Source organism: Micromonospora sp. NPDC047738 (assembly GCF_040642675.1).
GTDB lineage: Bacteria > Actinomycetota > Actinomycetes > Mycobacteriales > Micromonosporaceae > Micromonospora.
The window spans coordinates 51,045-75,858 of sequence record NZ_JBEYSO010000025.1 but is presented as its reverse complement, the minus strand read 5'-3'; the positions used below and the strand labels follow the sequence as shown (position 1 = coordinate 75,858).

The 24,814-nt window shown below is 71.9% G+C and carries 19 protein-coding genes; 11 read left to right on the top strand and 8 right to left on the bottom strand.

Annotated elements, in window-relative coordinates; translation table 11 throughout:
• Positions 1-248 precede the first annotated feature (248 nt).
• Both ABZ783_RS29025 and ABZ783_RS29020 read right to left on the bottom strand, forming a co-directional pair.
• Positions 249-1,568 (bottom strand): cytochrome P450, encoded by a 1,320-nt coding sequence (locus ABZ783_RS29025; protein ID WP_357443632.1) that lies wholly within the window; start codon positions 1,566-1,568, stop codon positions 249-251.
• Positions 1,565-2,344, bottom strand: a complete 780-nt coding sequence (locus ABZ783_RS29020) for an alpha/beta hydrolase (protein ID WP_357443630.1) — start codon at positions 2,342-2,344, stop codon at positions 1,565-1,567. The genes ABZ783_RS29025 and ABZ783_RS29020 overlap by 4 nt, the downstream gene beginning before the upstream one ends.
• A 249-nt stretch (positions 2,345-2,593) precedes the next feature.
• Here ABZ783_RS29020 and ggt point away from each other — a divergent pair, with 249 nt between their 5' ends.
• Together ggt and ABZ783_RS29010 are read left to right on the top strand one after the other, a co-directional pair.
• Entirely contained in the window at positions 2,594-4,396 is a 1,803-nt protein-coding gene (gene ggt / locus ABZ783_RS29015) for a gamma-glutamyltransferase (RefSeq protein ID WP_357443628.1), read from the top strand.
• A 134-nt stretch (positions 4,397-4,530) separates the two neighbouring features.
• Positions 4,531-6,165, top strand: a complete 1,635-nt coding sequence (locus tag ABZ783_RS29010) for a family 10 glycosylhydrolase (protein ID WP_357443626.1) — start codon at positions 4,531-4,533, stop codon at positions 6,163-6,165.
• A gap of 4 nt (positions 6,166-6,169) precedes the next feature.
• Here the strand turns inward: ABZ783_RS29010 and ABZ783_RS29005 are convergent, their stop codons facing one another.
• From ABZ783_RS29005 to ABZ783_RS28980, 6 genes are all read right to left on the bottom strand, one after another.
• Positions 6,170-7,792 (bottom strand): hypothetical protein, encoded by a 1,623-nt coding sequence (locus ABZ783_RS29005; protein ID WP_357443688.1) that lies wholly within the window; start codon positions 7,790-7,792, stop codon positions 6,170-6,172.
• A 220-nt stretch (positions 7,793-8,012) separates the two neighbouring features.
• The gene (locus ABZ783_RS29000; protein WP_357443624.1) at positions 8,013-9,356 is read right to left on the bottom strand and encodes a glycoside hydrolase family 18 protein; all 1,344 of its coding nucleotides are present in this window, start codon (positions 9,354-9,356) and stop codon (positions 8,013-8,015) included.
• A 202-nt stretch (positions 9,357-9,558) separates the two neighbouring features.
• Complete coding sequence (locus ABZ783_RS28995) at positions 9,559-10,479, bottom strand: cyclase family protein (protein ID WP_357443622.1); 921 nt, start codon at positions 10,477-10,479, stop codon at positions 9,559-9,561.
• A 235-nt stretch (positions 10,480-10,714) separates the two neighbouring features.
• Positions 10,715-11,506, bottom strand: a complete 792-nt coding sequence (locus ABZ783_RS28990) for a DeoR/GlpR family DNA-binding transcription regulator (RefSeq protein WP_357443620.1) — start codon at positions 11,504-11,506, stop codon at positions 10,715-10,717.
• 24 nt (positions 11,507-11,530) lie between these two features.
• Positions 11,531-12,535, bottom strand: coding sequence for a 4-hydroxythreonine-4-phosphate dehydrogenase PdxA (gene pdxA / locus ABZ783_RS28985; protein ID WP_357443618.1), 1,005 nt, complete (start codon positions 12,533-12,535; stop codon positions 11,531-11,533).
• Positions 12,536-12,545: 10 nt separating this feature from the next.
• Positions 12,546-13,760: a four-carbon acid sugar kinase family protein gene (locus tag ABZ783_RS28980; protein WP_357443616.1), complete on the bottom strand. Its 1,215-nt coding sequence runs from the start codon at positions 13,758-13,760 to the stop codon at positions 12,546-12,548.
• Positions 13,761-13,987: 227 nt separating this feature from the next.
• Between ABZ783_RS28980 and ABZ783_RS28975 the strand changes: the two genes are divergently transcribed.
• From ABZ783_RS28975 to ABZ783_RS28935, 9 genes are all read left to right on the top strand, one after another.
• Positions 13,988-15,610, top strand: coding sequence for an ABC transporter substrate-binding protein (locus ABZ783_RS28975; RefSeq protein WP_357443614.1), 1,623 nt, complete (start codon positions 13,988-13,990; stop codon positions 15,608-15,610).
• An 8-nt stretch (positions 15,611-15,618) separates the two neighbouring features.
• On the top strand, positions 15,619-16,551 hold the full coding sequence (locus ABZ783_RS28970) for an ABC transporter permease (protein WP_357443612.1): 933 nt from the start codon (positions 15,619-15,621) through the stop codon (positions 16,549-16,551).
• Entirely contained in the window at positions 16,548-17,447 is a 900-nt protein-coding gene (locus tag ABZ783_RS28965) for an ABC transporter permease (protein WP_357443610.1), read from the top strand. The genes ABZ783_RS28970 and ABZ783_RS28965 overlap by 4 nt, the downstream gene beginning before the upstream one ends.
• Entirely contained in the window at positions 17,447-18,295 is an 849-nt protein-coding gene (locus ABZ783_RS28960) for an ABC transporter ATP-binding protein (protein WP_357443608.1), read from the top strand. Before ABZ783_RS28965 ends, ABZ783_RS28960 begins: the two co-directional genes overlap by 1 nt.
• Complete coding sequence (locus tag ABZ783_RS28955) at positions 18,292-19,140, top strand: ATP-binding cassette domain-containing protein (protein ID WP_357443607.1); 849 nt, start codon at positions 18,292-18,294, stop codon at positions 19,138-19,140. The genes ABZ783_RS28960 and ABZ783_RS28955 overlap by 4 nt, the downstream gene beginning before the upstream one ends.
• A complete protein-coding gene (locus ABZ783_RS28950; RefSeq protein WP_357443606.1) occupies positions 19,137-20,114 on the top strand; it encodes an aldo/keto reductase in 978 nt (325 codons plus the stop codon). Before ABZ783_RS28955 ends, ABZ783_RS28950 begins: the two co-directional genes overlap by 4 nt.
• Before the next feature lie 20 nt (positions 20,115-20,134).
• Positions 20,135-20,932, top strand: coding sequence for an aldolase/citrate lyase family protein (locus ABZ783_RS28945; protein WP_357443605.1), 798 nt, complete (start codon positions 20,135-20,137; stop codon positions 20,930-20,932).
• Positions 20,929-22,137: an exo-alpha-sialidase gene (locus tag ABZ783_RS28940; RefSeq protein WP_357443604.1), complete on the top strand. Its 1,209-nt coding sequence runs from the start codon at positions 20,929-20,931 to the stop codon at positions 22,135-22,137. Before ABZ783_RS28945 ends, ABZ783_RS28940 begins: the two co-directional genes overlap by 4 nt.
• A 312-nt stretch (positions 22,138-22,449) precedes the next feature.
• Positions 22,450-24,594 (top strand): FUSC family protein, encoded by a 2,145-nt coding sequence (locus ABZ783_RS28935; RefSeq protein ID WP_357443602.1) that lies wholly within the window; start codon positions 22,450-22,452, stop codon positions 24,592-24,594.
• The last annotated feature ends 220 nt before the right edge of the window (positions 24,595-24,814 follow it).

The window sequence follows — 24,814 nt, the reverse complement described above, 5'->3', positions numbered from 1 at the left end:
GCGGTGCGACATGCGGTCAGTCACGCACAGGTCGCCGATGGCGGTTCACCTCGACGAACCACGTGGTCACGCGGCCGACGGTACAAAACTAATGTCTATATGTCCATAGCTTTCACCGCAGCGGCACCGACTTTCGTCGCGTTCGGACGAAAGTTGGTATGGTCGCTGAAATTGGCCGCAGACCGACCTCTTCGGCTCCCCGCCAGTCGGTGCCGAGCGGCCAGCGGCGAGGTGCGGCCGGAGCCTGATCAGCGGCGCCGCCAGTGGATCGGTAGGCGCTTCACACCGCGCTGGAAGTTCGAGCGCAGGTACGCCGGTGGACCCGCGTACGTGATGCTGACGGTGTTCGCGAGCAGCGCCTCGAACAGGGCGCGGAGCTGGCACCGGGCCAGGTGCGCGCCCAGGCAGAAGTGCGGTCCGTGGCCGAAGACCAGGTGCGGGTTCGGGTGGCGGGCGAGGTCGAGCCCGTCGGGCTCGGCGAAGACGCGTTCGTCCCGGTTGGCCGACGCGAACGAGACCACCACCTTGTCCCCGGCCTGAACCGGTACGCCGGCGACAGCGGTGTCCGTCGTGGCAGTGCGCCGGAACACCATCACCGGCGTCCACCAGCGCAACAGTTCGTCGACGGCGGTATCGAAGAGGGCCGGGTCCCGGCGTAGCCGCGCCATCTCGGCCGGATGCTCCAGCAGGGCGATCATCGCGCCGGGCAGGCCGTTGCGGATCGTCTCGTTGCCGGCCACGGCGAACAGCCAGAACATGTTCTCGAACTCGTCCACCGAGAGCCGGTCTTCCCCCTGCTGGGCCAGCAGGATGGACATGACGTCCGGTCCCGGGCTGCGGCGCTTCGACTCGGCCAGCAGGTGGGCGTACGCGTAGAGGTCGGCCATGCCGGCCCGGGTGCGCGGATCCGGCATCCGGCCGTCGGCGTCCGGGGCCGGCCGGTGGCGCAGGGCCTCGCGGGCCGCGGCGGTGCCGGCCCGCGGATCGAACGCGGCTGACCCGGCATGGTCCGGATCCTGGAAGCCGATCACCCGGTTCGACCAGTCGTACAGCAGCCAGCGGTCGGGCTCCGGCATCCCGAGCACGTCCGCGAGCGTGAGCAGCGGCAGGTCGGCCGCGAGATCACGGGCGAAGTCGCAGGTCCCCTCGTCGGCGTCGCCCAACGTACGCTCGACGAGCGCCGCCGCGGTCGCACGGATCGACGCCTCCAGCGCGGCGACCGCGCGCGGAGTGAACGAGCGGGCGACGGGCCGGCGCAGCCGGCCGTGCTCCGGCGGGTCCATGTTCAGCATCATCCGCCGCACGTAACCGAGATCCTCCGGGGTGACCGGGTCGCGGATCTGGGTGGCGCCGAGCCAGGAGGAGAAGAGCCGTGGCTGCTTGAGCACGTCTGTCACCTCGGCGTGCCGGAGCACCAGCCAGAAGCCCGGCCCGCCGGGTAGCCCGAGCAGCGGCGGCTCCTCGACCCACGCCACCGGGCCGGCCGCGCGCAGCGTGGCGAGCAGGTCGTACGGGACGCCGTCGACATAGGTGCGGGGGTCGACCAGGGGCGCCGGATCGACGGTCACTGCCCGAGGAACTCCTCGAGCACCGTGGTCAACCGGACCGGCGTCTCGTACATCGCGTAGTGCCCCGCGTTGGCCAGCACCTCGAGCCGGGCGTTGGGATAGTGGCGCATCCAGGTCTCGCGCATTGTGTCGGCGCCCAGCGCCGGGTCGTGCTCGCCGACGACGGCGAGCGCCGGTACCGGATTGCCCTTCACCTCGTCGGTGAAGTCGGTCCGCGCCCAGGCGGTGAGGTAGGCGCCGAACGCCGCCGGCGTGCAGTGATCGAGGGAGAACCGGACCATCTCGTCCAGCCAGCGGCCGGACAGCCGGTTGCCGGTGGTGAGGTCGATGATGGCGCGCCGGTTGTCCGGGTTGGCGGCCGCGCCGTCGAACAGCGCCCAGCTCTGCAAATCGAAGGGCACCCCACCGGCCGGGACCGGGCTGATGCCGACGAGGCGTTCCACCCGGCCGGGGGCGTCGGCGAGCACCCGCTGGGCGGCGATGCCGCCCATGGAGTGCCCGACCACGGAGAAGGTGTCCCAGCCGAGGGAGTCGGCGAGGTCCAGGGCGTCGCGGGAGATCTCGGCGATGGTGTGCTCGCCCGCGACCGCCGTGCGCGTGCCGTATCCCCGGTAGTCCAGGAATGCCCAGGTGAAACGTTCGGCGTCGATCAACTCGGGTAGCCAGCCCCAGCCCTGCGCCGACCCGAACCACCCGTGCAGCGCCAGCACCTTGTGCGGGCCGTGACCGACCGGACCGGCGTCGGACTCACCGACGCTGCTGTGGCTGATCGTCATGACGGCGGCCCCTTCCGCTGTGCGGAGCACTGCGACGAACGACCGGAACCCGGCCTGGGTGAACGCTGGCGAGGTGACAGCGACCGTAGTCTGCGGGGGGACCGAACGAAAGTGCAGTCGCGATCGTGACAGACCGGGCGTCATGGTCACCCGCTGCTGAACCCGGCCTCGGCAATATCGACTGTCGGGTTGCCTACACTCGGCGAGGAGGGTAGGCAGGAATCCCACCTACGCGATCGGGGAGAACACATGAGACCTCGAGCCCTCATCACCACGACCATCGCGCTGGGCGCGCTGGTGGCCGGGATCGCGGTTCCCGCCCAGGCGAAGCCGGCCGAGCCGCCCAAGGAGCCGGTGGCCGTCGGATACGGGGGCGCGGTGTCCACGGTGGACGCCACCGCCACGGCCGTCGGGCTGGACGTGCTGCGGCGCGGTGGCAACGCGGTCGACGCGGCGGTCGCCGCCGCCGCGACCCTCGGCGTCACCGAACCGTTCTCGGCCGGCATCGGCGGCGGTGGCTTCTTCGTCTACTACGACGCGAAGCGCGGCAAGGTGCACACCATCGACGGCCGCGAGGCGGCACCGGCGTCGATGAACGAAACCAGCTTCGTCAACCCGGCCACCGGGCAGCCGTACCGGTTCGACGAGGCCCGGATCAGCGGGCTGTCGGCCGGCGTTCCCGGCACCCTGCTGACCTGGCAGGACGCGTTGGACCGCTGGGGCACCCGGTCGCTTTCGCAGATGCTCAAGCCCGCCGCGCGGGTCGCCGAGGACGGCTTCCCCGTCGACGAGACCTTCGCCAGCCAGGTCGCCGCGAATCAGGCCGCGTTCGGGCAGTTCAGCTCGACCAGTGCGCTGTACCTGCCCGGCGGCCAGCCGCCGGCGGTCGGCAGCACGTTCCGCAACCCGGACCTCGCCGAGACGTACCGTCTGATCGCCAAGCGGGGCACCGACGTGTTCTACCGGGGCGAGGTCGGCCGCGACGTGGTCGCCACCGTGCAGCACCCGCCGGTGGCGGCGCAGCCGGTCGGGTCCTGGCCGTACCCGATCCGGCCGGCCGGGATGACCTCCGCCGACCTCGCCGCCTACCGCACCCGCTTCCCGGAGCCCACCCGGTCGGACTACCGCGGCTTCGAGGTGTACGGCATGTCCACCCCGTCGAGCGGCGGCACCGCGGTGGGGGAGGCGCTCAACATCCTCGAGCAGTTCGACCTGCGGTCGATGACCGCGACGCAGGCCATGCACCACTACCTGGAGGCCAGCGCGCTGGCGTTCGCCGACCGTAACCGCTACGTCGGCGACCACACCGGGCAGAGCGTGCTCCAGGAACTGCTCAGCGACGGGTTCGCCAAGGAACGCGCGTGCCAGATCGCTGCCTCGGCGGCGCTGCCCAAGCCGGTTGCACCCGGCGTCCCCGACGGCGCCTACGGCGGTTGCTCGGCGGCGGCGGTCGCCGACACCCGCGACGACCGTAAGAGCACCACCAACCTGACCGTGGCCGACCGGTGGGGCAACGTGGTGGAGTACACGCTGACCATCGAGGCGACCGGTGGCAACGGCATGGTGGTCCCCGGTCGGGGATTCCTGCTCAACAACGAGCTGACCGACTTCAACTTCGCGCCGACCCAGGGCACCGCGCCCGACCCGAACCTGCCCGCGCCGGGCAAGCGTCCCCGCAGCTCGATGTCGCCCACGATCGTGCTGGCCGACGGGCGGCCGTTCCTGGCTGTCGGTACGCCGGGCGGCGCGACGATCATCACCACTGTCCTGCAGATGCTGGTCAACCGGATCGACCTGGGGATGACCCTGCCGGAGGCGCTGGCGGCGCCGCGGGCGTCGCAGCGCAACGGCGCCAGCACTCAGGCGGAGCCGGCGTTCATCAGCGCGTACGCCAACGGCCTGCCCCCGGGGCACGCCTTCTCTTCCACCGAGGAGATCGGCGCCGCGACCGGTATCGAGTTCCTGACGGACGGCCGGCTGGTCGCCGCGGCCGAACCGGTACGCCGGGGCGGCGGCGCGGCAGCGGTGGTCGGCCGCTGGGCGAGCCACTGACGGTGTGCACGCCAGGACGGCTCAGGCAAACCGAGCCGTCCTGGCGTCGTCACTCGCGGGGACTCGCCTTAGCTGGCTGTTAAGTAACGGCGGAACTGGTTCTTCCGGCGGGCGGCACCGGGCAGACTGGGCCGATGCCCGCCGCCGCTCCGCCCGCTCCCCGGTTCCGCCGCCGTACCCAGACCCTCGTCGCGGTGGTCGTCTCGCTCGCCGTGGCGGTCGCGCTCGGCGCCTGGTCGCTGCATGGGCGGGTTGCCGGCGGCGGCGGTGCACCGGAGCAGGGCGATGCGGCTGCCGCCGGCACCCCGACCTGCGCCGGCCGGCCGGCGCGGGCACCCCGCGAGTTACGCGGCATGTGGATCACGACGGTCAACAACATCGACTGGCCGAGCCGACCCGGACTGCCCGCCGAGAAGGTGCGGGCCGAGTTCCGAAGCTGGCTCGACCTGGCCGTGCGGCGCAACCACAACGCGGTGTTCGTGCACGTGCGGCCGAGCGGGGACGCGCTCTGGCCGTCCAGGTACGCGCCGTGGTCACAGTGGCTGACCGGGAGCCGCGACGGCCGTGACCCGGGCTGGGACCCGATGGAGTTCATGGTCGCCGAGGCGCACGCCCGCAACCTGGAGTTCCACGCCTGGTTCAACCCGTACCGGGGTGGGCAGCCGGCCACAGTCGGCGGGCCCGGCCCGCGGCTGGACCAGCTCGCGCCGGCCCATCCGCTGCGCCGACACCCCGATTGGGTGGTGACCTATCCCAGCGCTGGCCGGCCCGGCAGCCGCCTCTACTTCAACCCGGGTGTGCCGGAGGCGCGCAAGTTCGTCGAGGACTCGATGCTGGAGGCGGTGCAGCGGTACGACGTCGACGGGGTGCACTTCGACGATTTCTTCTACCCGTACCCGGAGGCCGGGCAGGACTTTCCGGACGGCGCGGCGTTCGCCCGCTACGGCCGGGGGTTCGCGGACAAGCACGACTGGCGCCGCGACAACGTGAACACGCTGGTCCGGGAGATGAGCGAGCGGATCAAGGCGATCAAGCCGTGGGTGAAGTTCGGCATCAGCCCGTTCGGTATCTGGCGTAACAAGCGCACCGACCCGGCCGGCTCGGCGACCGCCGGGTTGCAGAGCTACGACGACATCTATGCCGACACCCGACTGTGGGTACGGGAGCAGTGGCTGGACTACGTCGTGCCGCAGCTCTACTGGCACATCGGGTTCGGCAAGGCCGACTACGCCAAGCTGCTGCCGTGGTGGGCGGCAACGGTGCGGGGCACCCGGGTGCAGCTCTACATCGGCCAGGCCGACTACCGGGTGGGCGAGCGCGGCGCCTGGCGCGACCCGGCCGAGTTGGACCGCCAGCTCGCTCTCAACCGGCGGCACGGGGTGAACGGCAGTGTGCACTTCAGCGCCAAGCAGGTGCGCGCCGACAAACTCGGGGCGGTCAGCCGGTACAGCGAGGCGCACTACGCCGGCCCGGCGCTGGTGCCCACGATGGCGCAGCTACCGGCCGCGCCGCCGGCCGCGCCCGAGGTCACGGGCGTACGCCGGGCGGACGACGGGGTGGTGCTGACCTGGCGCGGGGACGGCGCGGCGAGCTTCGCCGTCTACCGGGTGGACGCCGAGGTGGCCCAACTCGTCGGCACTGCCCGTGGTGGCGGCTGGGTCGACCGCGCCGCCCCGGCCGGCCGCTCTCTGTCCTACTGCGTGTCGGGGCTGGATCGCAGCGGGAACGAGGGCCGGCTCAGCACGCCGGTGTCGGTCGCCGCGAGGTAGGGCATCAGGTGCGGCAGAATCGGGTCGGTGTGAACGGCCGGCCGGGTGGCGCGGTGGGCCGCCAGACCGGATTCAGCTGGATCGCCAGGGCGGGGGCGTGCCAGGCGTCCCCCAGTTGCTGGAGTGGGCCGAACTCGCGGCGGGGATGGTTGACGTTCGCGCCGGCGAGGAAGCTGATCAGCACGTCGTCGGCGCTCTTCCGGCCGATGATTCCCGCGTGGAAGGTCGGCACCTCGACCACCGGGATCTGGAGCTTCTGGCCGGGTGGGGCCTCGGCGGCGCTCACCGTCGGCAGGAAGGCGACGACGCGTACGCCCGGGATCGGGCACAGGATCTGGTAGCGGTAGAAGGTCGCCCCGTCCAGCAGTGAGCGGACGAACGGCTCGTCGGGTGTGCTGCCGGCCCGGTTGCCGATGGTCGTCACCTTGAACATCACCCGCAGCAGCCATCCCGCGGCCAGCCCCCAGCCGGTATTGGCCTCCGGCGGGGGATAGTAGGTCCGCCCGGCGCGGACCAGCGGGCTGAACATCGCCAGCGCCCGCACCGGAGAGTTGGGCCGGTCCCGCAGGTAGGTGCGGGCCACCATCGCCCCCTCGCTCCGCGCGATCAGCGCGATCGGCCGTCCGGTGCGCTGGTGGAGCATCTCGATCTGCGCGGCGAGCAGCTGTGAGCTGGACTCCAGCGACCGGTGGGTGGCGCTCGACCGGTACGGCCGCGGGCGGCCAGCTGAGTCCAGGCCGAGGTATGAGAACGGCTGCACGTTCGGATCCGCCGCGGATCGGCCGTCGTACGCCGAGTCGTGCCCGTCGAGCAGGATCACCGCGTAGGGCACCTGCGGCGGTAGCCGCTGGTTGAGGATCGGCGCCGTGACGGTGTTGGCCTGGTTGCGGGGCTGGGAGAGCACCTGCGACGCCAGCGGGACGGCCAGCGCCAGCACCATGACGATCGGTGCGACCGGCACCCGCGCCCAACGTATCCGCTTCTGCAGGACGGCCGCGTGCACCGTTTGCCGCCATAGCAGACCGTTGAGTGCGCCGGCGGCGATGGTGACAATGGGCGTCCACACCTCCGGGGTGCGCCACACCAGGCCGCCGAGAACGGTGATCACGACGAAGTCGAGTAGCGACCAGCCGACCAGTTCGATCGACGGCAATCCGCGCCACCACCCTGGGCCCACCGACATCCGCTGCAGGAAGGGGGCGAGCAGCAGCATCGGAATGAGGGCGGCGAACAGGAACCAGGACAGCGAGACCACCGACGCCGCGATCGCGTACGCGGCGAACGGTAGGACGAGGAACGCTCCGAACGCCGCTACCCCGACGTTGCGCAGCAGAAGCGCCCGGTACGGCGGCCGCGGCGCATGCGCCGGCCAGGCCAGGCTGACGATCGTCGCGGACAGCACTCCACGCAGCGCGATCAGACCCAGCAGGCCGGAGCCGAACATGAGCCAGGAGTTGTGGTAGACCAGCAGCCAGCGCATGTCGTGGTAGGAGTCGTACGGCCAGACCGCGGTGCTCTGCGGCGCCAGCCCCTCGGCCGGGATGAACCCGAGCAGCACCAGCACGACGACCTCAGCCAGCGGGACCGCCGCGGTGATCCCGAGCAGCGCCAGCAGCCGCCGGTGCATTGGTGGCACGGGATCCTCCTCCGGTACGTGCGGCTCTGCGTCGACTTTCCCCTGTTTGCCGGTTGCATAGGGCTGAACGATCAGATCGCTCGTCCGTCGCCCCGGCCGGCCGTTGCGGGTGCTTCCGAACGCCGCCGGCCCGTCGCCGGCCGAGAAACGGTCGGTGACGGGCCGGTGGGGATCTATGGGTGCCGCGGGAGCGCCCCGGGGCGAGGTGCGGCTACGGGGTCGCCAGTCCGAGGCTGATCGTCCTGGTCAGCGTGGCGTTGTCGTCGTCGCCGTCCAGCGACCAGACCATTGCTCCGGCCAGGCCGGCCCGGCGGATGTACCGCGTCTTCTGCAGCACGACCGCCGGATCGTCGTACGTCCAGAACGTCGTGCCGTCGAACAACCAGGCGTGCCCGGCGCGAACGTCGCGGTGAATGGTGAAGCCGTCGCCGGCCAGGGCCTTGAGCCGCCGGTAGTCCTCGTAGCCGGCCTCGAAGGTGGCCGGCGCGGGCCCGGCTGCGGGCTGGAACAGGCCGTTCCCGCCGCCGGTGACGCCGGTCCAGCCCCGGCCGTAGTACGGGATGCCGAGGACCAGCTTGTCACGTGGTGCACCGCGAGCGATCCAGGCGTCGATCGCCACCTCGGCGGAGAAGTCGGGGCTGTCGGGTGCTCCCGCCGGCACGCGCAGCGCCGACTGCTGGTTGGTCACCGCGTCCCAGGCGCCGTGGAAGTCGTATCCCTGCACGGTGGCGAAGTCCAGGTACTGGAAGATCTTGCGGCCCTCGTAGCCGGCGTCCATGGCCACCGGGTTGGCCGGCAGGAAGGCAGTCAGCTCGTAGTGCTTGCGGGTCTGCCGGCCGTACGCGTCCAGTTGCCGGCGGAACTCGCCGAGCAGCTTGGTGAAGTTCTGCCGGTCCTCCGGGCGGACCACGTTGCCCGGCTCACCCGGCCAGTTCGGCCACTCCCAGTCCAGGTCGATGCCGTCGAAGACGCCGGCGGCCGCGGCCGGGCCGCCGCTGCCACCGTCCAGGACCGGGAGGTTCCCCTTGAGGTAGAGGTCGATGCAGGAGGCGACGAACGCCCGGCGGGAGGCGTCGGTGCGGGCGGCGTTCGAGAAGTACGTCGACCAGCTCCAGCCGCCCAGCGAGATCATCACCTTCAGGTCGCGGTGCTTGGCCTTGAGCTTGGCCAGCTGGCCGAGGTTGCCGTTGAGCGGTTCGCCCCAGGCGTCGGCGACGCCGTCGACGCTCTCCTCCGCCGGGACGGGGCGCTGGTAGTCGGCCCAGGCGTCACCCTCGCCCGGCCCACCGTCCACGTAGCAGCGCCCGTCCTCGCTCACGTTGCCGAAGGCGTAGTTGACGTGGGTGAGGCGGCTCGCCGCCCCGGAGGTGTCCAGCTTCTTGACCGGGAAGGCCCGGCCGTAGATTCCCCACTGGGTGAAGTAGCCGACGCGGAGGTGGCCGGCCCGGCGGTTCGGGTTGTCCGGCGCGCTCGCGGCGGTCGCCGGGGTGGCGGTGACCAGCACGGTCGTCAGGGCGACGAGGGCGGTGAGGCGGCGGTGACGGAACGATCGCATGGGCACTCCGCGAGGGATGAGGCCAAATTAGTTAAGAGACCTTTCTGATTGACGAAGCTAAGCCGGCCACGATCGACGGTCAAGAGCCGACATGCGGGCAGATGGCCGAGGCCGCGAGCCGCTGCTGCCAGAGGTGAAGACCGGAGGCCGGCCGGAGAAGCATCGTTAAGGGTGCCCACACTGTCGGGCGCGAGTCCCGCGGTCAGAATGTGGCGATCGGGTTGACTGGGCTGCCGGACGTACCGGCGAAGCGGACCGGCGCGACTGCGAGGTGGAAGTCCCACTGGCCGAGCTCGGCAGCCGTCGTCGCGCACGCCTCCAGGTCGCAGTTGTCGAGCAGCCACAGACCCATCGCAACGAGGCTCACGGCGTGAACCGGCATCAACACGTCGTCGTACCCCGACGGCTGAACCTCCTGGGGGGTGTCAGCGCCGATCAGCGCGACCTCCCGTTCATGCAGCCACGGCAGGCAGGACGCGTGCCAGCCGGCCTGCGTGAAACCGCTGGCCGCACCGGCCTCGTGCCGGACGCGGCCATAGCCGGTCCGCAGGAGTACCGCATCGCCGGATCGCACCCGCACACCCTGGCGACGCTCCGCCTCCTCGAGATCCTCGGGAAACACACCCTGCTCCGGTTCCAGCCACGGCACATCGCGGACCCTCGCGATGTCCAGCAGGACACCACGCGTGATGATCCCGTTCGCCGCCGCCGTGACGGCCGCCCACGCCGACCCCGTTGCGGCGTCGACCAACGAGTGCGACCGCCCGTTGTACATCGTGCCGTCCCAGAAGATGTGGCACGGAGAGTCGATGTGGGTGAGGGTGTTGCCGTGGAACGTGATGCCGAGCCGCTCGGACGAAAAGCCCCAGCGCCGGTCGGCGTGGAAGGCGGGCATCGGCATGTTCTCGGCACCCGGCATGTCGGCGGCGCACGGGCACGTCGTCGTCGACCGCTCCATCTCTTCCGGTACGGCAACCTCCCATGCGCACGACACGCTCCTGCCGTGGCGCACGGCCCGCGCCGCCGCCAGCCGAACGTCGTCGGTGATGTGGTTCAGCGTGCCGAGCTCGTCGTCGTCGCCCCACCGTCCCCAGTTCGACAGCGTGTTGAAGTACCCGAACACGTCGTCCTGTGTGGGCAATGGTCGCCCTGCCGTCATCCCAGCATCGACTCCTCCGGTCACGCGGTTCGAGGCACCGCAGGCAGGGTATCCCGCCCTCTCCTCTGACATGCCAAGGCCCGCTGAACTGGCATGACACGAGATCAGCCGGGCAGCAGTCGGCCGATCAGGAGGTACGGTACGGCGCACATCTGTTGTGCTGTGGCACCTGTAGCCGTTGATATTGCGTGGAACGCTGTCAGGCGGCGCCGGCCGGGGCCGGCTCGACGATGACCACCTGGATGCCCTTGTCGCGGAACTTGGCCACCTCGTCGTCGGGCGCGGAGTCGTCTGTCACGAGGGTCCATCGGGGTGGCATGACCGCCCACGCGTGGAAGGGCGCCTGGCCCAGTTTGGCCCCGTGCACCAGGACGTAGACATGATCGGCGCGGCTCATCATGAGCTCCTTCAGCCGCGTCTGTTCGAGGTCCTTCTCGTTGATGCCCCGGTCGGCGCGTACGCCGTCGGCGCCCATGAAGGCGCGGTCGAACGACATCCGCTCCAGCGCCGACTCGGTGACCGGTCCGACGAAGCTCTGGCTCAGCGTCCGCAGTCGGCCCCCGAGGAGGACGACCTCGAGGTGCTCCGCCTCGGCCAGGACCTCCAGCGCGGTCAGGCCGATGGTGGAGACGGACAGGTTGGTGAACCCGGTGAGGATCTGGGCCAGGGCGGCCGTCGTCGACCCGGCGTCGAGCAGGACGCTCTCGCCGGGGACGATCTGCTCGGCCGCCCAGGCCGCGATCGCCCGTTTGGCGGCGTACGCCTCGCCGAGGCGCTGACGTAGTGAGGCCTCCGGGTGCGGCTCCAGGCTGAGGGCGCCGCCGTAGGTGCGGGCGAGTTTGCCCTGGGTGGTGAGCAGCGCGAGATCGCGCCGGATCGTGGAGGGGGTCACGCCCAGCTTGGCGGAGAGCTCCTCCACACTGGCCAGTCCGTTGGAAGCGGCCATCTGCACGATCTGGTCGCGTCGTTGCGACGATCTCTGCCTGCTCATGTCATGCGCACCTTATCCGAGGAGTCAACCGGCGACCGGCTGCGGCGCCATCTCGACGGCGAGCCGCAACGCCTCGATCATGGATCGGTGGTCGGCGATCCCCTTGCCGGCGATGTCGAACGCGGTGCCGTGGTCCACCGAAGTGCGGATGACGGGCAGGCCGACGGTGATGTTCACGCCCGCCTCCAGGCCCAGCACCTTCACCGGGCCGTGGCCCTGGTCGTGGTACATCGCCACCACCAGGTCGTGATCACCGCGTCCGGCGAGGAAGAAGAGCGTGTCCGCGGGCAGCGGGCCCTGCACGTCGATCCCGTCGGTCCGGCAGGCCTGGACGGCGGGGACGATCTTCGACTCCTCCTCGCCCCGGCCGAACAGGCCGTTCTCGCCGGCGTGCGGGTTGATGCCGCAGACTCCGATGCGGGGTGCGGGCACACCCGCGTCCACCATGGCCTGGTGACCACGCCGGATGGTCCGCTCCACCAACCCTGGCTCGATGCGCTCCACGGCGTCGATGAGGCCGATGTGGGTGGTCACGTGGATGACCTTCACCTTCGGCGTCGACAGCATCATCGACACCTCGGCGGTCCCGGTGAGCTGGGCGAGCAGTTCGGTGTGGCCGGGGAAGACATGCCCGCCCGCGTGCAGCGCCTCCTTGTTCAGCGGGGCCGTGCAGATGGCCTGCACCTCGCCCGCCATCGCCAGCTCGCTCGCCACCCGCACGTAGTGGTACGCGGCGTCGCCGGCCACCGGCGACATCCGGCCGAACGGCAGGTCGGCCGGCAGCAGTCCCAGGTCGATGACGTTGATCCGGCCGGGGGTGAACTCGGCGTCGGTCACTCCGGTCACGGGGGCGATCTCCGGATCGAGCCCGACGATGCCGGCGGCCTGCCGTAGGCGGGCCGCGTCGCCGATGACGACGCACCGGGCTGTCGCCGAGACCTGGGGGTCGAGCAGCGCCCGCACGATGATCTCGGGGCCGATTCCGGCGCCGTCGCCCATGGTGACGGCGATGTAGGGACTGCTGGCCATCTCGGCTCCTTCAGGTCACGTGCTCGGACAGCACGATGCGGACGAGGTCGGTGAGGGAGGTGGGGCCGCCGAAGCTGCCCGGGCGGGTCACCACGACGCGCCCCGTGTCGGTATGCGAGAGCACGGCGCCTTCCCGCTCGGCGACGGGTCGCAGGCGCGCGACGCCGAGCCGGTCGAGGACCGCGCGGGCGGTCTCGCCGCCGGTGAGCACGAGGGCGCGTCCGTCCATGGTCGACGGTGCCACGGCCTCGGCGAGGGCGGTCGCCAGGCGCGTCGCGAGGTGGGGACGGATCTCGGCGCGGCCGTCGATGGTGACCGCCGCGCAGCGGGCGCCGTCCAGGCGGGCGGTCACCTGGTGGGCCGCGGCGGCCGGGTCGCTCAGCAGGGCCTCGGGGTCGAGGCGCAGCACGACGTCGGCCCGGCGGGCCAGCGCGGCGAGCTGAGTTCGAATGGTGGGGGCGGCGGTCCCGGCGACGACCAGCACCGCGCCGGCGGCCGGCAGAGCGTCGGTGGGGTCAGCGGCGGGGTCGGGATCCGGTGCCATGCCGCGGGCTGCCGCGGCGGCGAGCCCGGCGGAGCCGACCAGCAACGGCCGTTCGGTGGCCAGGCGCGCCGCGGCGCAGACGGTGTCGAGGTCGGCGTCGGTCGCGGCGTCGCAGACCGGTACGAGCCCGGCCGCGATCGCCGCCGCCAGGGAGCGGGCCAGGTTCTGGGGGCCGCCGCGTACGACGGTGAGGGGCACCGTGCGGGTCGGCAGGGGCGCGAGCGCAGCGGCGAGGTCGCGCGGGGCGGGTCGTTCTTCGGCGTGCCAGAGGCCGGTTTCGTGCAGCGGGACGCCGCGGACGTGCAGCACGCCGTCGACCACGATCCGCCCGGCGCCGGGAAGTGCGGTGGCGACGACCGGGGTGGCACCGAGGGCGGCGTGCAGGGCCGCCACCTCGGCGGCGAGGTTGCCGCGGAGCAGCGAGTCCACCTTCTTCAGGACGGTTCCGCCCGGCTGCCCGGTGAGCAGTGACTTGATCCGGTCGGCTGCGTCGGTCGGGTGCAGGGCCCGGGTGGCGGTGTCGACCGCCACGACGCGCGGCGGGGTGACGGTGTCCGCTGGCCCGCAGGGTGGAGGTTCGTGGCCGAGGAGCACCGAGATGCGCGTTGTGCGCAACAAGAAGGTGGCGGCGGCTTCGGCGGCTCCACTCAGGTCATCGGCCACGACGGTCAGCTCCGGCATTCCCTCACCTCCCCTTGAATGCGCCTGCGAACTGCTCTTTCGATCCAGAGTCGCGGCATCCCGCGCGTGGGCTCGGCCGGGGGACCGGCCGCCGGCTCGGATGCATTCAGCGACGCGAAAGACGCTAGCGGCATTGCGCAGAACGCGCAACTGTGCCATCGTGGCCCCACCACCAGTGGCGTCCGTCACAACGGACATATGTTGCCAACCACCACAAGGAGGAATTCATGTCCGACAAGGTCGGGATGAGCGGCGCCACCGGCGCCGGCCCCGGTCGGGGGATCTCCCGCCGGGCGCTCCTGCAGTTCGCCGGCCTCGTGGGCGCGGGCACCGTCGTCGGCTCGGCGCTGAGCGCCTGCGCGGGGCCGCAGGGCGCCGGCGGCGCCACCGGGTCCGGGGGCGGCGGCAAGCTCAGCATCGTGCTCAACCGCAACCTGGTGAGCCTCGACAACAAGCTCAACCAGTACGACGCCGCGGTCACCGTCCAGCGCGCCGTCCGGCAGGCCCTGACCCGGATCGGTCAGAACCTCAAGCCCGAGCTGGTGCTGGCCCAGTCGTTCGAGCTCACCGCACCCACCACGTGGACCGTGAAGCTCCGCGACGACATCCACTACTCGGACAAGTCGCCGGTCACCGTCGAGGACGTCGAGACCGCGCTCAAGTACTACTTCCAGGTGAAGGCGAGCTTCGTCGCCGCTCAGTTCCCCGAGCAGCCCGTGTTCGCGAAGCTCGACGACCGCACCTTCACGCTCACCACCAGCAAGCCGCTGGTGACGCTCGACTCCCTGATGTCGAACATCCTCATCACGCCGGCCAAGGCCAACAAGCCGGAGGAACTGCGCGAGGGCATCGGCACCGGCCCCTTCAAGGTCGCCTCCGCCGACTCCGGCACCGGCACCTACCGCCTCGTCCGCAACGAGAACTACTGGGGCGAGAAGGCCCTCCTCGACGAGGTGAACATCTCCTACCAGGAGGAAGAGGGCGGGCGGGTCATCGCGATCACCTCCGGCCAGGCCGACGTCATCGACACCATCACCCCCGAGTCGGCGGCGGCGCTGAAGAAGAACAACGACATCGAGCTCATCCAGGAGCCGGGCACCCGCCTGATCCACCTCTTCTACAACTTCCGCAAGCCGGCCGGCCACCCGCTGACCAACCCCAAGGTCCGGGAGGCGCTCAGCCACGCCGTCGACCACGACTCGCTGATCTCCAGCCTGATGAACGGGGTGGTCAGCTCCGCCGAAGGCGTGGTGCCCAAGACCCTCGCCGGTTTCGTCCGCACCGGCCAATACACCTTCGACCCGGCAAAGGCCAAGCAGATGCTGGCCGCCGAGGGTGTGTCGAAGCTCGACCTCACCTTCATCTGGGAGGAGTCCGAGTTCGCCGGCGCCGCCCGGGTGATGGAGGCGCTGGTCAGCATGCTCGGCGACGTCGGTGTGACGGTGAAGCTGAAGGAGATTCCCAAGGGTGGTGAGATCAACGCATGGCGCCGCGGTGAGGCCGGCGACTGGGACGTCCTCGGCAACGGCTACGGCAACCAGACCGGCCTGGCCATCACCAACCTGCAGGGCCAGTACGGCGGCACCGCCGAGAAGGAGAAGACCCGCGACAGCTACCACGGCTTCGTCTTCCCGGAGATCAGCGGCCTGATCGACCAGGCCGGCTCGGAGCCCGACGCCGCCAAGCGGGACGCGCTGCTCAAGCAGGCCCAGGAGAAGATCTGGGCGCTCTGGCCGGCCATGTGGGCCTGGACCCCGGACAACGTCCTGGCCAAGCGCAAGCGGGTCACCAGCCTCGAGCTTTCCCCCGCCAACTCCTACGACCTGTCCAAGGTCCGGGTGTCAGGCTGAGCAGCGCCATGCCCCGCTACCTCCTCAAGCGCCTCCTCCAGACGGTGCTCACCGCGTGGTTCACCGTCACCGTCGTCTTCGTCCTGCTGCGCATGGCACCCGGCGACCCGGCGGTGAACTACGCGCCACCCAACCCGTCCAGCGAGCAACTGGCGGCCGTACGGCACGAGTTCGGGCTCGACCAGCCCGTCCTCGGGCAGTACCTGACCTACCTGCAGCACCTGCTGCGCGGGGACATCGGCGAGTCGTTTCAGTTCCGCCAGTCCGCGTTGCAGGTGGTGCTGGACCGCCTGCCGTACACCGTCACGCTCGCCGTCGCGGCCATCGCCGTGACCGCCCTGCTGGCCATCCCGCTCGGGGTGTGGATGGCCCGCCGGGGCAACACCGCCGGGGAACTCGGCGCCAACATCGCGACCATCGCCGGGCAGTCGATGCCGGACTTCTGGATCGGCTTCGTGCTGTTGATCGTCTTCGCGGTGAACCTGCAGTGGTTCCCGCCGTCCGGGTTCACCTCGATGAGCTCGATCGTGCTGCCCTGCCTGACCATCGTCATCCTGCAGGTGGCCCTCATCTCGCGGCTCGTCCGGCGCGAGATGGTGACCAACCTCAACGCCCCGTACGTCACCATCGCCCGGTCCCGCGGCGTCTCCGAGCGCCGCCTGACCTGGCGGTACGCCTTCGCCAACTCGTCCATCCCGGTGGTCACGGCGCTGGGCACCCGCTTCGCCGCCATGCTCAACGGCGTGGTGATCGTCGAGGTCGTCTTCAAGTGGCCCGGGGTCGGCGAGCTGGTGGTGGACGCCCTGGAACGGCGGGACTTCCCGCTGATCCAGGCGACGGTGCTGGTGACGGTGGTGCTCGCCCTGCTGGTCCAACTCCTGGTGGACATGCTCTACCCCCTCATGGATCCCCGCGTCCGGCTTCAGGAGGCCCGCCGATGAGCGAACTCGCCTCTCCCACCCGTCCCGTAGTGCCGCCCAAGGTGCTGCGCCGGTCGGCGGCGGCGCGCAAGGCCCGTTACAGCACGATCAAGATGTGGGTCGGCGCGCTGTGCACGGGGGTCGTCGTGGTCCCGGTGGCCCTCGCCCGCGTCCTGCCGCTGCCCGACCCGGTGCACGGCGTGCTCCGGGAGACCTCGCTGCCGCCGCTGAGCCCCGGGCACCTGCTCGGCACCGACCCCAACGGCCGCGACCTGCTCTCGCGCATCCTGCACGGCGGGCAGACCTCGCTGCTCATCGGGCTGCTGGCGATCCTGCTGTCCGGGCTGATCGGCATCGTGGCCGGCGCCGCCGCCGGCTACTTCGGCGGGTGGGTGGACACCGTCATCTCGCGCCTGCTCGAGGCGCAGATGTCCCTGCCGCTGCTGCTGATGCTGCTGCTCGTCGTGGCGCTGTTCGGCCCGTCGATCCTCGTCATCACCCTGGTGATCGCCGTCGCGCAGTGGCCCGAACCGGCCCGGCTGACCCGGGCGCTCGTGCTGGTCGAACGGGGGAAACCGTACGTGGCCGCCGCCCGGGTCCTCGGGCTCGGCCGGCTGCGCATCATCGCCCGGCACATCATCCCGAACATCCTGTCCCAGACCCTGGTCGTGGTGCTCCTGCTGCTCGCCCAGGCGGTGCTGCTGGAGAGCGCGCTGAGCTTCCTCGGCGCCGGCGTGCAGCGCCCCTACCCGACCTGGGGCGGCATCATCTCCGACGGCCGTGAACTCTTCGTGACCGGCGCGTGGTGGCTGGTGACCATCCCCGGCGTCGCGATCGCCCTGCTCGTGCTCGGCGTCAATCTGCTCGGGGACGGACTGCGCGACCGGGTGCGGCGCGCGAAGGCGGTGACCTCCTGATGGCCGTGCTCACTGTGCGGGACCTGACCGTCGACCTGATGACGGGGCTCGGCGCGCTGCGCGCGGTCGACGGGGTCAGCTTCAGCATCGATCCCGGCGAGACGGTGACGATCATCGGCGAGTCCGGCTCCGGCAAGTCGACCACGGCGATGGCCCTGCTCCGGCTGCTGCCGGACGACCTCGCCGTGGTCGGCGGCCACGCGGAGATCGCCGGGCGGGACGTGATCGGCAGCCGGCGGCACGTCGCCGCCCTGCGTGGCCGGACGGTGGCGCTGATCCCGCAGGACCCGATGACGGCGCTCAACCCGATCGCCACCATCGGCCGGCAGATGACCGAGGCGATCCGGCTGTCGCACCGCGGCGTCTCGAAGTCGCAGGCCCGGGAGCGGGTCCTCGACCTGCTGCGGGCGGTCCACCTCAGCCAGCCGGAGCGGCGGCTGAAGTCCTACCCACACCAGCTCTCCGGCGGGATGCTCCAGCGGGTCCTGATCGCCATGGCGCTGTCGGCCGAGGCCGACCTCATCGTCGCCGACGAGCCCACCTCGGCGCTGGACGTGACGGTGCAGGCCGGCATCCTGGACCTGCTGCTGGAGATCCAGGAACGCACCGGCGCCGCGATGCTGCTCATCACCCACGACCTCGGGGTCGCCCGGCTGATGAGCGACCGGGTGCACGTGATGCAGTCCGGCCGGTTCGTGGAGAGCGGCGCCGTGGAGGACGTGATCGACCGGCCCCAGCACCCGTACACCAGGAAGCTGCTGGCGGCGTTGCCGAAGCTCGGGTCGTGGGACGACCCGGGAACGCCGGCCGTGCGGCAGCCGCAGGTGATGAAGGAAGGTGTGTCATGAACCAGCCCCTGCTCGACGTCCGTGGGCTTGTGGTGGAGTACGGCCTGGGCCCGGGGCTGCACCGCGCGGTCGACGACGTCTCCTTCCGGATCCCCCGCGGTGGCTCGCTGGCCGTGGTGGGCGAGTCCGGCTCGGGCAAGTCGACCATCGCCCGGGCCCTGGTCCGGCTGGTCAAGCCGGCCGCCGGGTCGATCACCTTCGACGGCGTCGACCTGGCCGGCCTCACCGAGCGGCAACTGCGACCGCTGCGGCACCGTATCCAGATGGTCTTCCAGGACCCGTACGGTTCGCTCGACCCGCACCTGGACGCTCAGCAGATCGTGGCGGAGCCGATCGCCGTACGCGGCGAGCGGTCGCGCAGCGTCCGGGAGCGGCGGGCGGCCGAGCTGCTCGACCGGGTCGGCCTGCCCCGCTCGGCGCTGCACCGCAGGCCGCACGAGTTCTCCGGCGGCCAGCGCCAGCGCATCGGCATCGCCCGGGCGCTGGCATCCGAGCCCGACCTGCTGGTCTGCGACGAGGCGACCAGCGCCCTCGACGTCTCCGTGCAGGCGCAGGTCCTCGACATTCTCGGCACGCTGCGGCGGGAGCAGGGCCTGACGTTCCTGTTCATCTCGCACAACCTGGGAGTGGTGCGGGCGGTGAGCGACGAGGTGCTGGTGCTGCGCACCGGCCGGGTCGTCGAACAGGGCCCGACGGAGGAGGTCCTGCAGCGGCCCCGGGACGAGTACACCCGGCGGCTGCGCCGCAGCGTCCTGGAGCCGGCGCTGATCACCGGCCGCAAACCCCGCGAGATGGTCCGGCAGGTGGCGGCGGCCAGGGCGGCGGAGAGCGCGGTGGCATCATGAGGCACACCCCGCTGACCGGGCTGCGCCGCCCGCTGCCCGAACTCGTGCTGGGCACCATGACCTTCGGCGACACCGCCGACCTGGACACCGCCCGGGCCATGGTCGACGTGGCCCTGGACCACGGCCTGACCTCCTTCGACACCGCCAACGGCTACGCCGGCGGGCGCAGCGAGCAGATGCTCGGCGAGATCCTGCGGGGCCGCTGGGACCAGGTCACCGTGGCCACCAAGGCCGGCATCTACCCGGGGGACGCCGGCGGCCACCCGCTGCTGTCCCGCAAGGGCGTCCGGGCCTCCCTCGAGGCCAGCCTGCGCCGGCTCGGCACCGACCGGGTCGACCTGTTCTACCTGCACCAGCCGGACCGGTCGGTGCCGCTGGAGGAGACCGCCGAGGCGCTCGCCGACCTGGTCCGCGACGGACTGGCCGGGGCGATCGGGGTGTCGAACTACGCGGCGTGGCAGATCAGCGACGTCTCGGCGGCGTGCGCGGCCGCCGGCGCGCCGCGGCCCGTCGTGGCGCAGCAGCTGTACAACCTGGTAGCCCGCCGCATCGAGGACGAGTACGTCGAGTACGCGCGGACCCACGAACTGGCCACGGTCGTCTACAACCCGCTCGGCGGTGGCCTGCTGACCGGCCGGCACTCGTTCGACACGGCGCCGGTCGAGGGCCGATTCGGCAGCTCCGCGCTGTCGGGCATGTACCGCGACCGGTACTGGAACCGGCCGATCTTCGAGGCGGTGGAGGGGCTGTCGCACATCGCCGACGACGCCGGGATACCGCTGCCCGAGCTGTCGCTGCGCTGGCTGCTGTCCCGGGAGGTGGTGACGTCGGTCCTGCTCGGCGGGTCCAAGCCGCAGCAGCTGCGCGACAACATCCAGGCAGCGGCCCGCGGGCCGCTGCCGCGCGACGTGCTCGACGCCTGCGACGAGGTCGGCCGCGTCCTCGCCGGCCCGATGCCCGCCTACAACCGCTGACCCACCCAGGAAGGACCATCGTGACCACCGAGCAACCGCCAGCCGCCCGGCCCACCGCCCGCGCCTTCACCGACCGGCTCCGCCGCCGCGAGCGCGCGCTGGGCTACTGGGTGATCATGGACTCGCCGGTGTCCACCGAGCGTATCGCCCGGCTGGGCTACGACTACGTCTGCATCGACGCCCAGCACGGACTGGTCGAGTACGGCGGGATCCTGCGCGGCCTGACCGCGATCGACGCCGGTGGCGGCTCGGTGGGAATGGTGCGGGTCGGGGCGAACGACCCGTTCCACATCGGCCAGGCCCTCGACGCCGGCGCCGCCGGGGTGATCGTGCCGCTGGTCAACTCGGCGGACGACGCGGCGCGCGCGGTGGCCGCGGCGACGTACCCGCCGCGCGGCGTCCGGTCGTACGGGCCGATGCGCTCGGCGCTGCGGGTGGGCCCGGTGCCGGCGGAGGCCGACGCGTCGGTTGCCTGCCTGGCCATGATCGAGACCCCCGAGGGGTTGGACAACGTCGAGAAGATCTGCGCCGTGCCGGGTCTCACCGGCGTGTACGTCGGCCCCTCGGACCTGTGCCTGGCGGTCGGCGGGGCGTACCCGGGCGACCCGGCGGTGGCGGAGGTGTTCGAGGCGGCGCTGCGGCGGATCAGCCGGGCCGCCGCCGAGGCGGGCGTGGCGGCGGGGATCCACACCCCGGCCGGTGCGGACGCCGCCCGCCGACTGGCGGAGGGCTTCACGTTCGCGACGGTCTCCTCGGACCTCGTACACCTGGAACGCGCGGCGGCCGACCACCTGAGGGCCGCCGGTGGTGCGGGATGAGCCGCCCCGCCGCACCGGCCACGGACGGGCTGGTGCGGGCCCGACCGGACGGCTTCGGTGAGGCGTACCTGCCCACCCGGACGGTGCAGTCCCACGCGGCCAACCTGGCGGTGCTGCCCGACGGCGACCTGGGCTGTGTGTGGTTCGGCGGTACGCAGGAGGGAGTGGCCGACATCTGTGTCTGGTTCTCCCGCCTGCCGGCCGGCACCGACCGGTGGCGCGACCCGGTGCGACTCAGCGACGACGCCACCCGCTCCGAGCAGAATCCGGTGCTGTTCACCGCGCCCACCGGCGAGCTGTGGCTGCTGCACACCGCGCAGCACGCCGGGGACCAGGACACCGCGGTGGTCCGGGCTCGCGTGTCCGTCGACTCGGGCCGCACCTGGGGGCCGGTGCGGGACCTGCTGTCGTCCCCGCACGGCGGCGTCTTCGTGCGGCAGCCCCCGGTCGTCCTGCCGTCGGGGCGGTGGCTGCTGCCGACGTTCGCCTGCCCGAGGGTGGCCGGTCGGGCGTGGAGCGGGGAACACGACACGAGCAGCGTCTGGTTCTCCGACGACCGCGGTGGCAGCTGGCAGGAGGCGCCGGTGCCGGCATCGACCGGGCGGGTCCACATGAACATCGTGCCGCGCCCCGGCGGGGGCCTGACCGCCTACTTCCGCAGCCGCTGGGCCGACCACGTGTACCGCAGCGGCTCACCGGACGGGATCACCTGGCAGCCGCCGCACCCCGTCGGGTTGCCGAACAACAACTCCTCGATCCAGGCGGTCGCGCTGCCCGGCGGCCTGACCGCCCTGGCGTTCAACGACAGCAGCCGCCGCGACGCGGTGGCCCGCCGGGTCTCGCTGTACGACGAGATCGACGGAGCGGGAATCGTCGAGGATGCCGTCCCGCAGGTGCGGGCGGTCGAGGACGGTGACGGTGACCGGACCGCCTTCTGGGGCGCACCCCGGGCACCGCTGGTCCTCGCCGTCTCCGCCGACGACGGCTCGACCTGGCCGCGGCGCTGGCTGCTGGCCGACGGTGACGGGTACGCCCTGTCGAACAACTCCCGCGACGGGATCAACCGGGAGCTGAGCTACCCGTCGCTGATGGTGGACAGCGCGGGGGACCTGCACGTCGCGTTCACCCACCACCGGCGGGCGATCCGTTACCTGCGCGTCCCCGCCCAGATGTTGCGGACTGAAGCGGTCGGGAAACGCGACTAGGTGGAAGTCGACGGCCGGCTCCCGGCCGGTTTCGTGCCTGTTTCACCGCCGGTGCCGGCATCGGCGGACCCCGTCGAGTCGGTTCGGGTACGTATCTTTTGCCGCGGCCCGGGGTGTAGTGGGTTCGCTGCTGGCTACTGATGCCGCATGGGGGAGCCCGACGGGGTGAACGGCGCCGACGGTCGGCCGGACAGCCGGAGTTCCGGCGGCGGAGCCGGCGGGCCGGCAGCACCCGGCGGGATCGCGCGCAGGCGCCTCCGCCGGGCGGTGACGTCGCTGGCTGATCCCGAGCGGAGCGCGCCGAGAGCCGGGGTGCGCGCCGCGATCGTGCTGCCGGGTCTGTTCGCGGTCGGACAGTACGTGGTGCGCAACCAGTCGTTCGCCACGTTCACCATCTTCGGCGGCTTCGCTCTGCTGATCATGAGTGACTTCGGTGGCACCCGCCGGGAACGGACCCGCTCCTACCTGCTCGCCACCGCGGCGGGAGCGGTCCTGGTGGTGCTCGGCACGGTGGTGTCCCGCTCGGCGGTCGCCATCCCGGCCGTGATGTTCCTGCTGGCATTCGTCACCACCTTCCTCGCCGCGGTGGTGGGCGGCCACGTCAGCACGGCCCGGCTGGGCCTGCTGCTCTCCTTCGTCCTGGCCGTCACGCTGCCCCCCGCCGCGGGGCAGCTTCCGATGCGGGTGGCCGGATGGCTGTTCGCCGGCCTCGCCGCGACCCTCGCCGGCCTGCTGCTGCCCCGCGCCGGGCCGGTGGCGCTGACCCGTGCCGCCGGCGCGGCCTGCCGCGCGGCAGCCGACCTGATCGATGCGATGGCGCGCACTCCGGACGATCCGGGTCTCAGCCGGCTCCGGCAGGCGGCGGCGGAGGCGGTCGACACGGCTCGCCGCCGGTACGCCGGCACGGCGAGCCGGTCGATCGGCTCGCGGCATCGACTGCGCGGGTACGCCGAACTCATCGGCGATCTGCAGTTGATCGTGGGCGTCGCCGGTCATCCGCTGTACCGGCCCGAACACCTCGCCCGGCGGGGCACCGGAACCGAGGGTGAGTTGGTGGCGGCGATGTCGGGCGTCCTGCGGGCCAGCGCCGCCACGCTGGCGGGCCGGGCGGGCGGGCCGGACGTCCGTGCGGTCGACGAGCGGCGGTGGGCGCACCGGCGCGCGCTGGAGCGGTGGGTGCGGCGGTCGCTGGGCCCATCAACAGCCGGTGAGCAGATCCTCGCCGCGTTGAACGTCGACCACACGCTGCGCGTGCTGGCATACCTGGCGACAGCGGTGGCGGCCAACGCAACGGCGGCGGCGGGCCAGGACACCGGCGCCCGGAGCAGTGGACGAGGCCGGGAGGTCCTGGGCGACCAGCAGGTCCGCCATCGGCGGCTGCGGTGGCTGGCGTCCTCCGCGGCGCCGGGCTCGATCGCGTTGCAGGACAGCCTGCGGGCCGCGGTCGGCCTGGCGGTGTCGGTGTGGCTCGCCGTTCGGCTGGGCCTGCCACACGCGTTCTGGGTGGTGCTGGGTACGTTGCAGGTGCTGCGGACCAACGCCCTGGGAACCGCCCGCTCGGTGCTTCGTGCCATCGCCGGCAACGTGGTGGGTGTCGCCGTCGGTTCGGCCGTGGTCATCGCGACCGCCGGGCACCCGGCGTGGCTGTGGGCGGTGCTGCCGGCCGCGGTGTTCCTGTCCGCGTACACCTCCGGCTCCCAGCGGTTCCTGCTCAGCCAGGCCGCGTTCACGGTCGACCTGATGATCATTTTCAACCTGCTCGCCCCGGTGGGATGGCGCTTGGGCCTGATCCGGCTGGAGGACGTCGCCGTCGGGGTCGCCGTCAGCGTCGCGCTCAGCCTGCTGCTGTGGCCGCACGGGACGCGCCGGCAGTTCATCCGGAGTGTCGCCGCGTACCAACGGGCCGCGATCGGGCGGCTCCGGCACGCCTTCGACCGGGTGCTGGCCGTCGGCGCCGAACAGCTGCCCGCTCCGGCCCCGCCGGCGGGCGCCCGGACCCGGGCCGAGCTGGCGCTCGGCGCCTACCTGGCCGAGCGGTCGGCCGGACCGCTCGACTCCTCGACGGCTGTGGCCCTGCTGTCCGGGGCCAACTACCTGGCCATGGCGGCCAACCTGCTGGAGAACGCGGTCACCGAGTTCGGCTACCGGGCCGACGAGTGCCGGGACGCGGTCGAGCCCGTCCGAACGGCGCAGCAGGCGCTGCTGAGCGGGCTGGGGCGGCTGGCCGACCGGTTGGCCGACACGAGGTCCGGATCATCCTGGCCGGCCCTGCCGGATCTGGACGGGCCGGTGCGTACCTGCCTGCAACGGTGGCGTGACGACGAGGCGGCGGCCGGATCCGCGATGGCGCTGGTGGTCGCGACCGAATGGATCCGCAGCATCCACCAGGTCGGCGACGACCTGGCCGAACCCGTCGACCGTGCGGTCGCGGTGGCGCGCCGGCCCTGGTGGCGCTGACCGGCCGCACGAGCTGCCGCCCGCTGCCGCCGTAGCGACGGCGGATCGCGGGCGTGCGGAAGAAGGCGCTCGCCGGCAACGGCCGGATCGGCTACGCTCGCCGCTCGACACGCCCAGTCGTGACATGTTCATCCGCAGGTCACCGGCCTGTCGCCGGCTCGGTCTCCGACACGGGGACAGTGGCCGTCCGACGCCCGGCCTCCGGACACCGGCGTCGCCA

Bases quoted from the DNA above. Each gene is read 5' to 3' on its own strand.
- ABZ783_RS28950 (WP_357443606.1), top strand. From the start codon at position 19,137: ATGAGGCACACCCCGCTGACCGGGCTGCGCCGCCCGCTGCCCGAACTC.
- ABZ783_RS28960 (WP_357443608.1), top strand. From the start codon at position 17,447: ATGGCCGTGCTCACTGTGCGGGACCTGACCGTCGACCTGATGACGGGG.
- ABZ783_RS28940 (WP_357443604.1), top strand. From the start codon at position 20,929: ATGAGCCGCCCCGCCGCACCGGCCACGGACGGGCTGGTGCGGGCCCGA.
- ABZ783_RS28955 (WP_357443607.1), top strand. From the start codon at position 18,292: ATGAACCAGCCCCTGCTCGACGTCCGTGGGCTTGTGGTGGAGTACGGC.
- pdxA (WP_357443618.1), bottom strand. From the start codon at position 12,535: ATGGCCAGCAGTCCCTACATCGCCGTCACCATGGGCGACGGCGCCGGA.
- ABZ783_RS29000 (WP_357443624.1), bottom strand. From the start codon at position 9,356: ATGCGATCGTTCCGTCACCGCCGCCTCACCGCCCTCGTCGCCCTGACG.
- ABZ783_RS28970 (WP_357443612.1), top strand. From the start codon at position 15,619: ATGCCCCGCTACCTCCTCAAGCGCCTCCTCCAGACGGTGCTCACCGCG.
- ABZ783_RS28965 (WP_357443610.1), top strand. From the start codon at position 16,548: ATGAGCGAACTCGCCTCTCCCACCCGTCCCGTAGTGCCGCCCAAGGTG.
- ABZ783_RS28980 (WP_357443616.1), bottom strand. From the start codon at position 13,760: ATGCCGGAGCTGACCGTCGTGGCCGATGACCTGAGTGGAGCCGCCGAA.
- ABZ783_RS29010 (WP_357443626.1), top strand. From the start codon at position 4,531: ATGCCCGCCGCCGCTCCGCCCGCTCCCCGGTTCCGCCGCCGTACCCAG.
- ABZ783_RS29005 (WP_357443688.1), bottom strand. From the start codon at position 7,792: ATGCACCGGCGGCTGCTGGCGCTGCTCGGGATCACCGCGGCGGTCCCG.
- ABZ783_RS28990 (WP_357443620.1), bottom strand. From the start codon at position 11,506: ATGAGCAGGCAGAGATCGTCGCAACGACGCGACCAGATCGTGCAGATG.
- ggt (WP_357443628.1), top strand. From the start codon at position 2,594: ATGAGACCTCGAGCCCTCATCACCACGACCATCGCGCTGGGCGCGCTG.
- ABZ783_RS29020 (WP_357443630.1), bottom strand. From the start codon at position 2,344: ATGACGATCAGCCACAGCAGCGTCGGTGAGTCCGACGCCGGTCCGGTC.
- ABZ783_RS28975 (WP_357443614.1), top strand. From the start codon at position 13,988: ATGTCCGACAAGGTCGGGATGAGCGGCGCCACCGGCGCCGGCCCCGGT.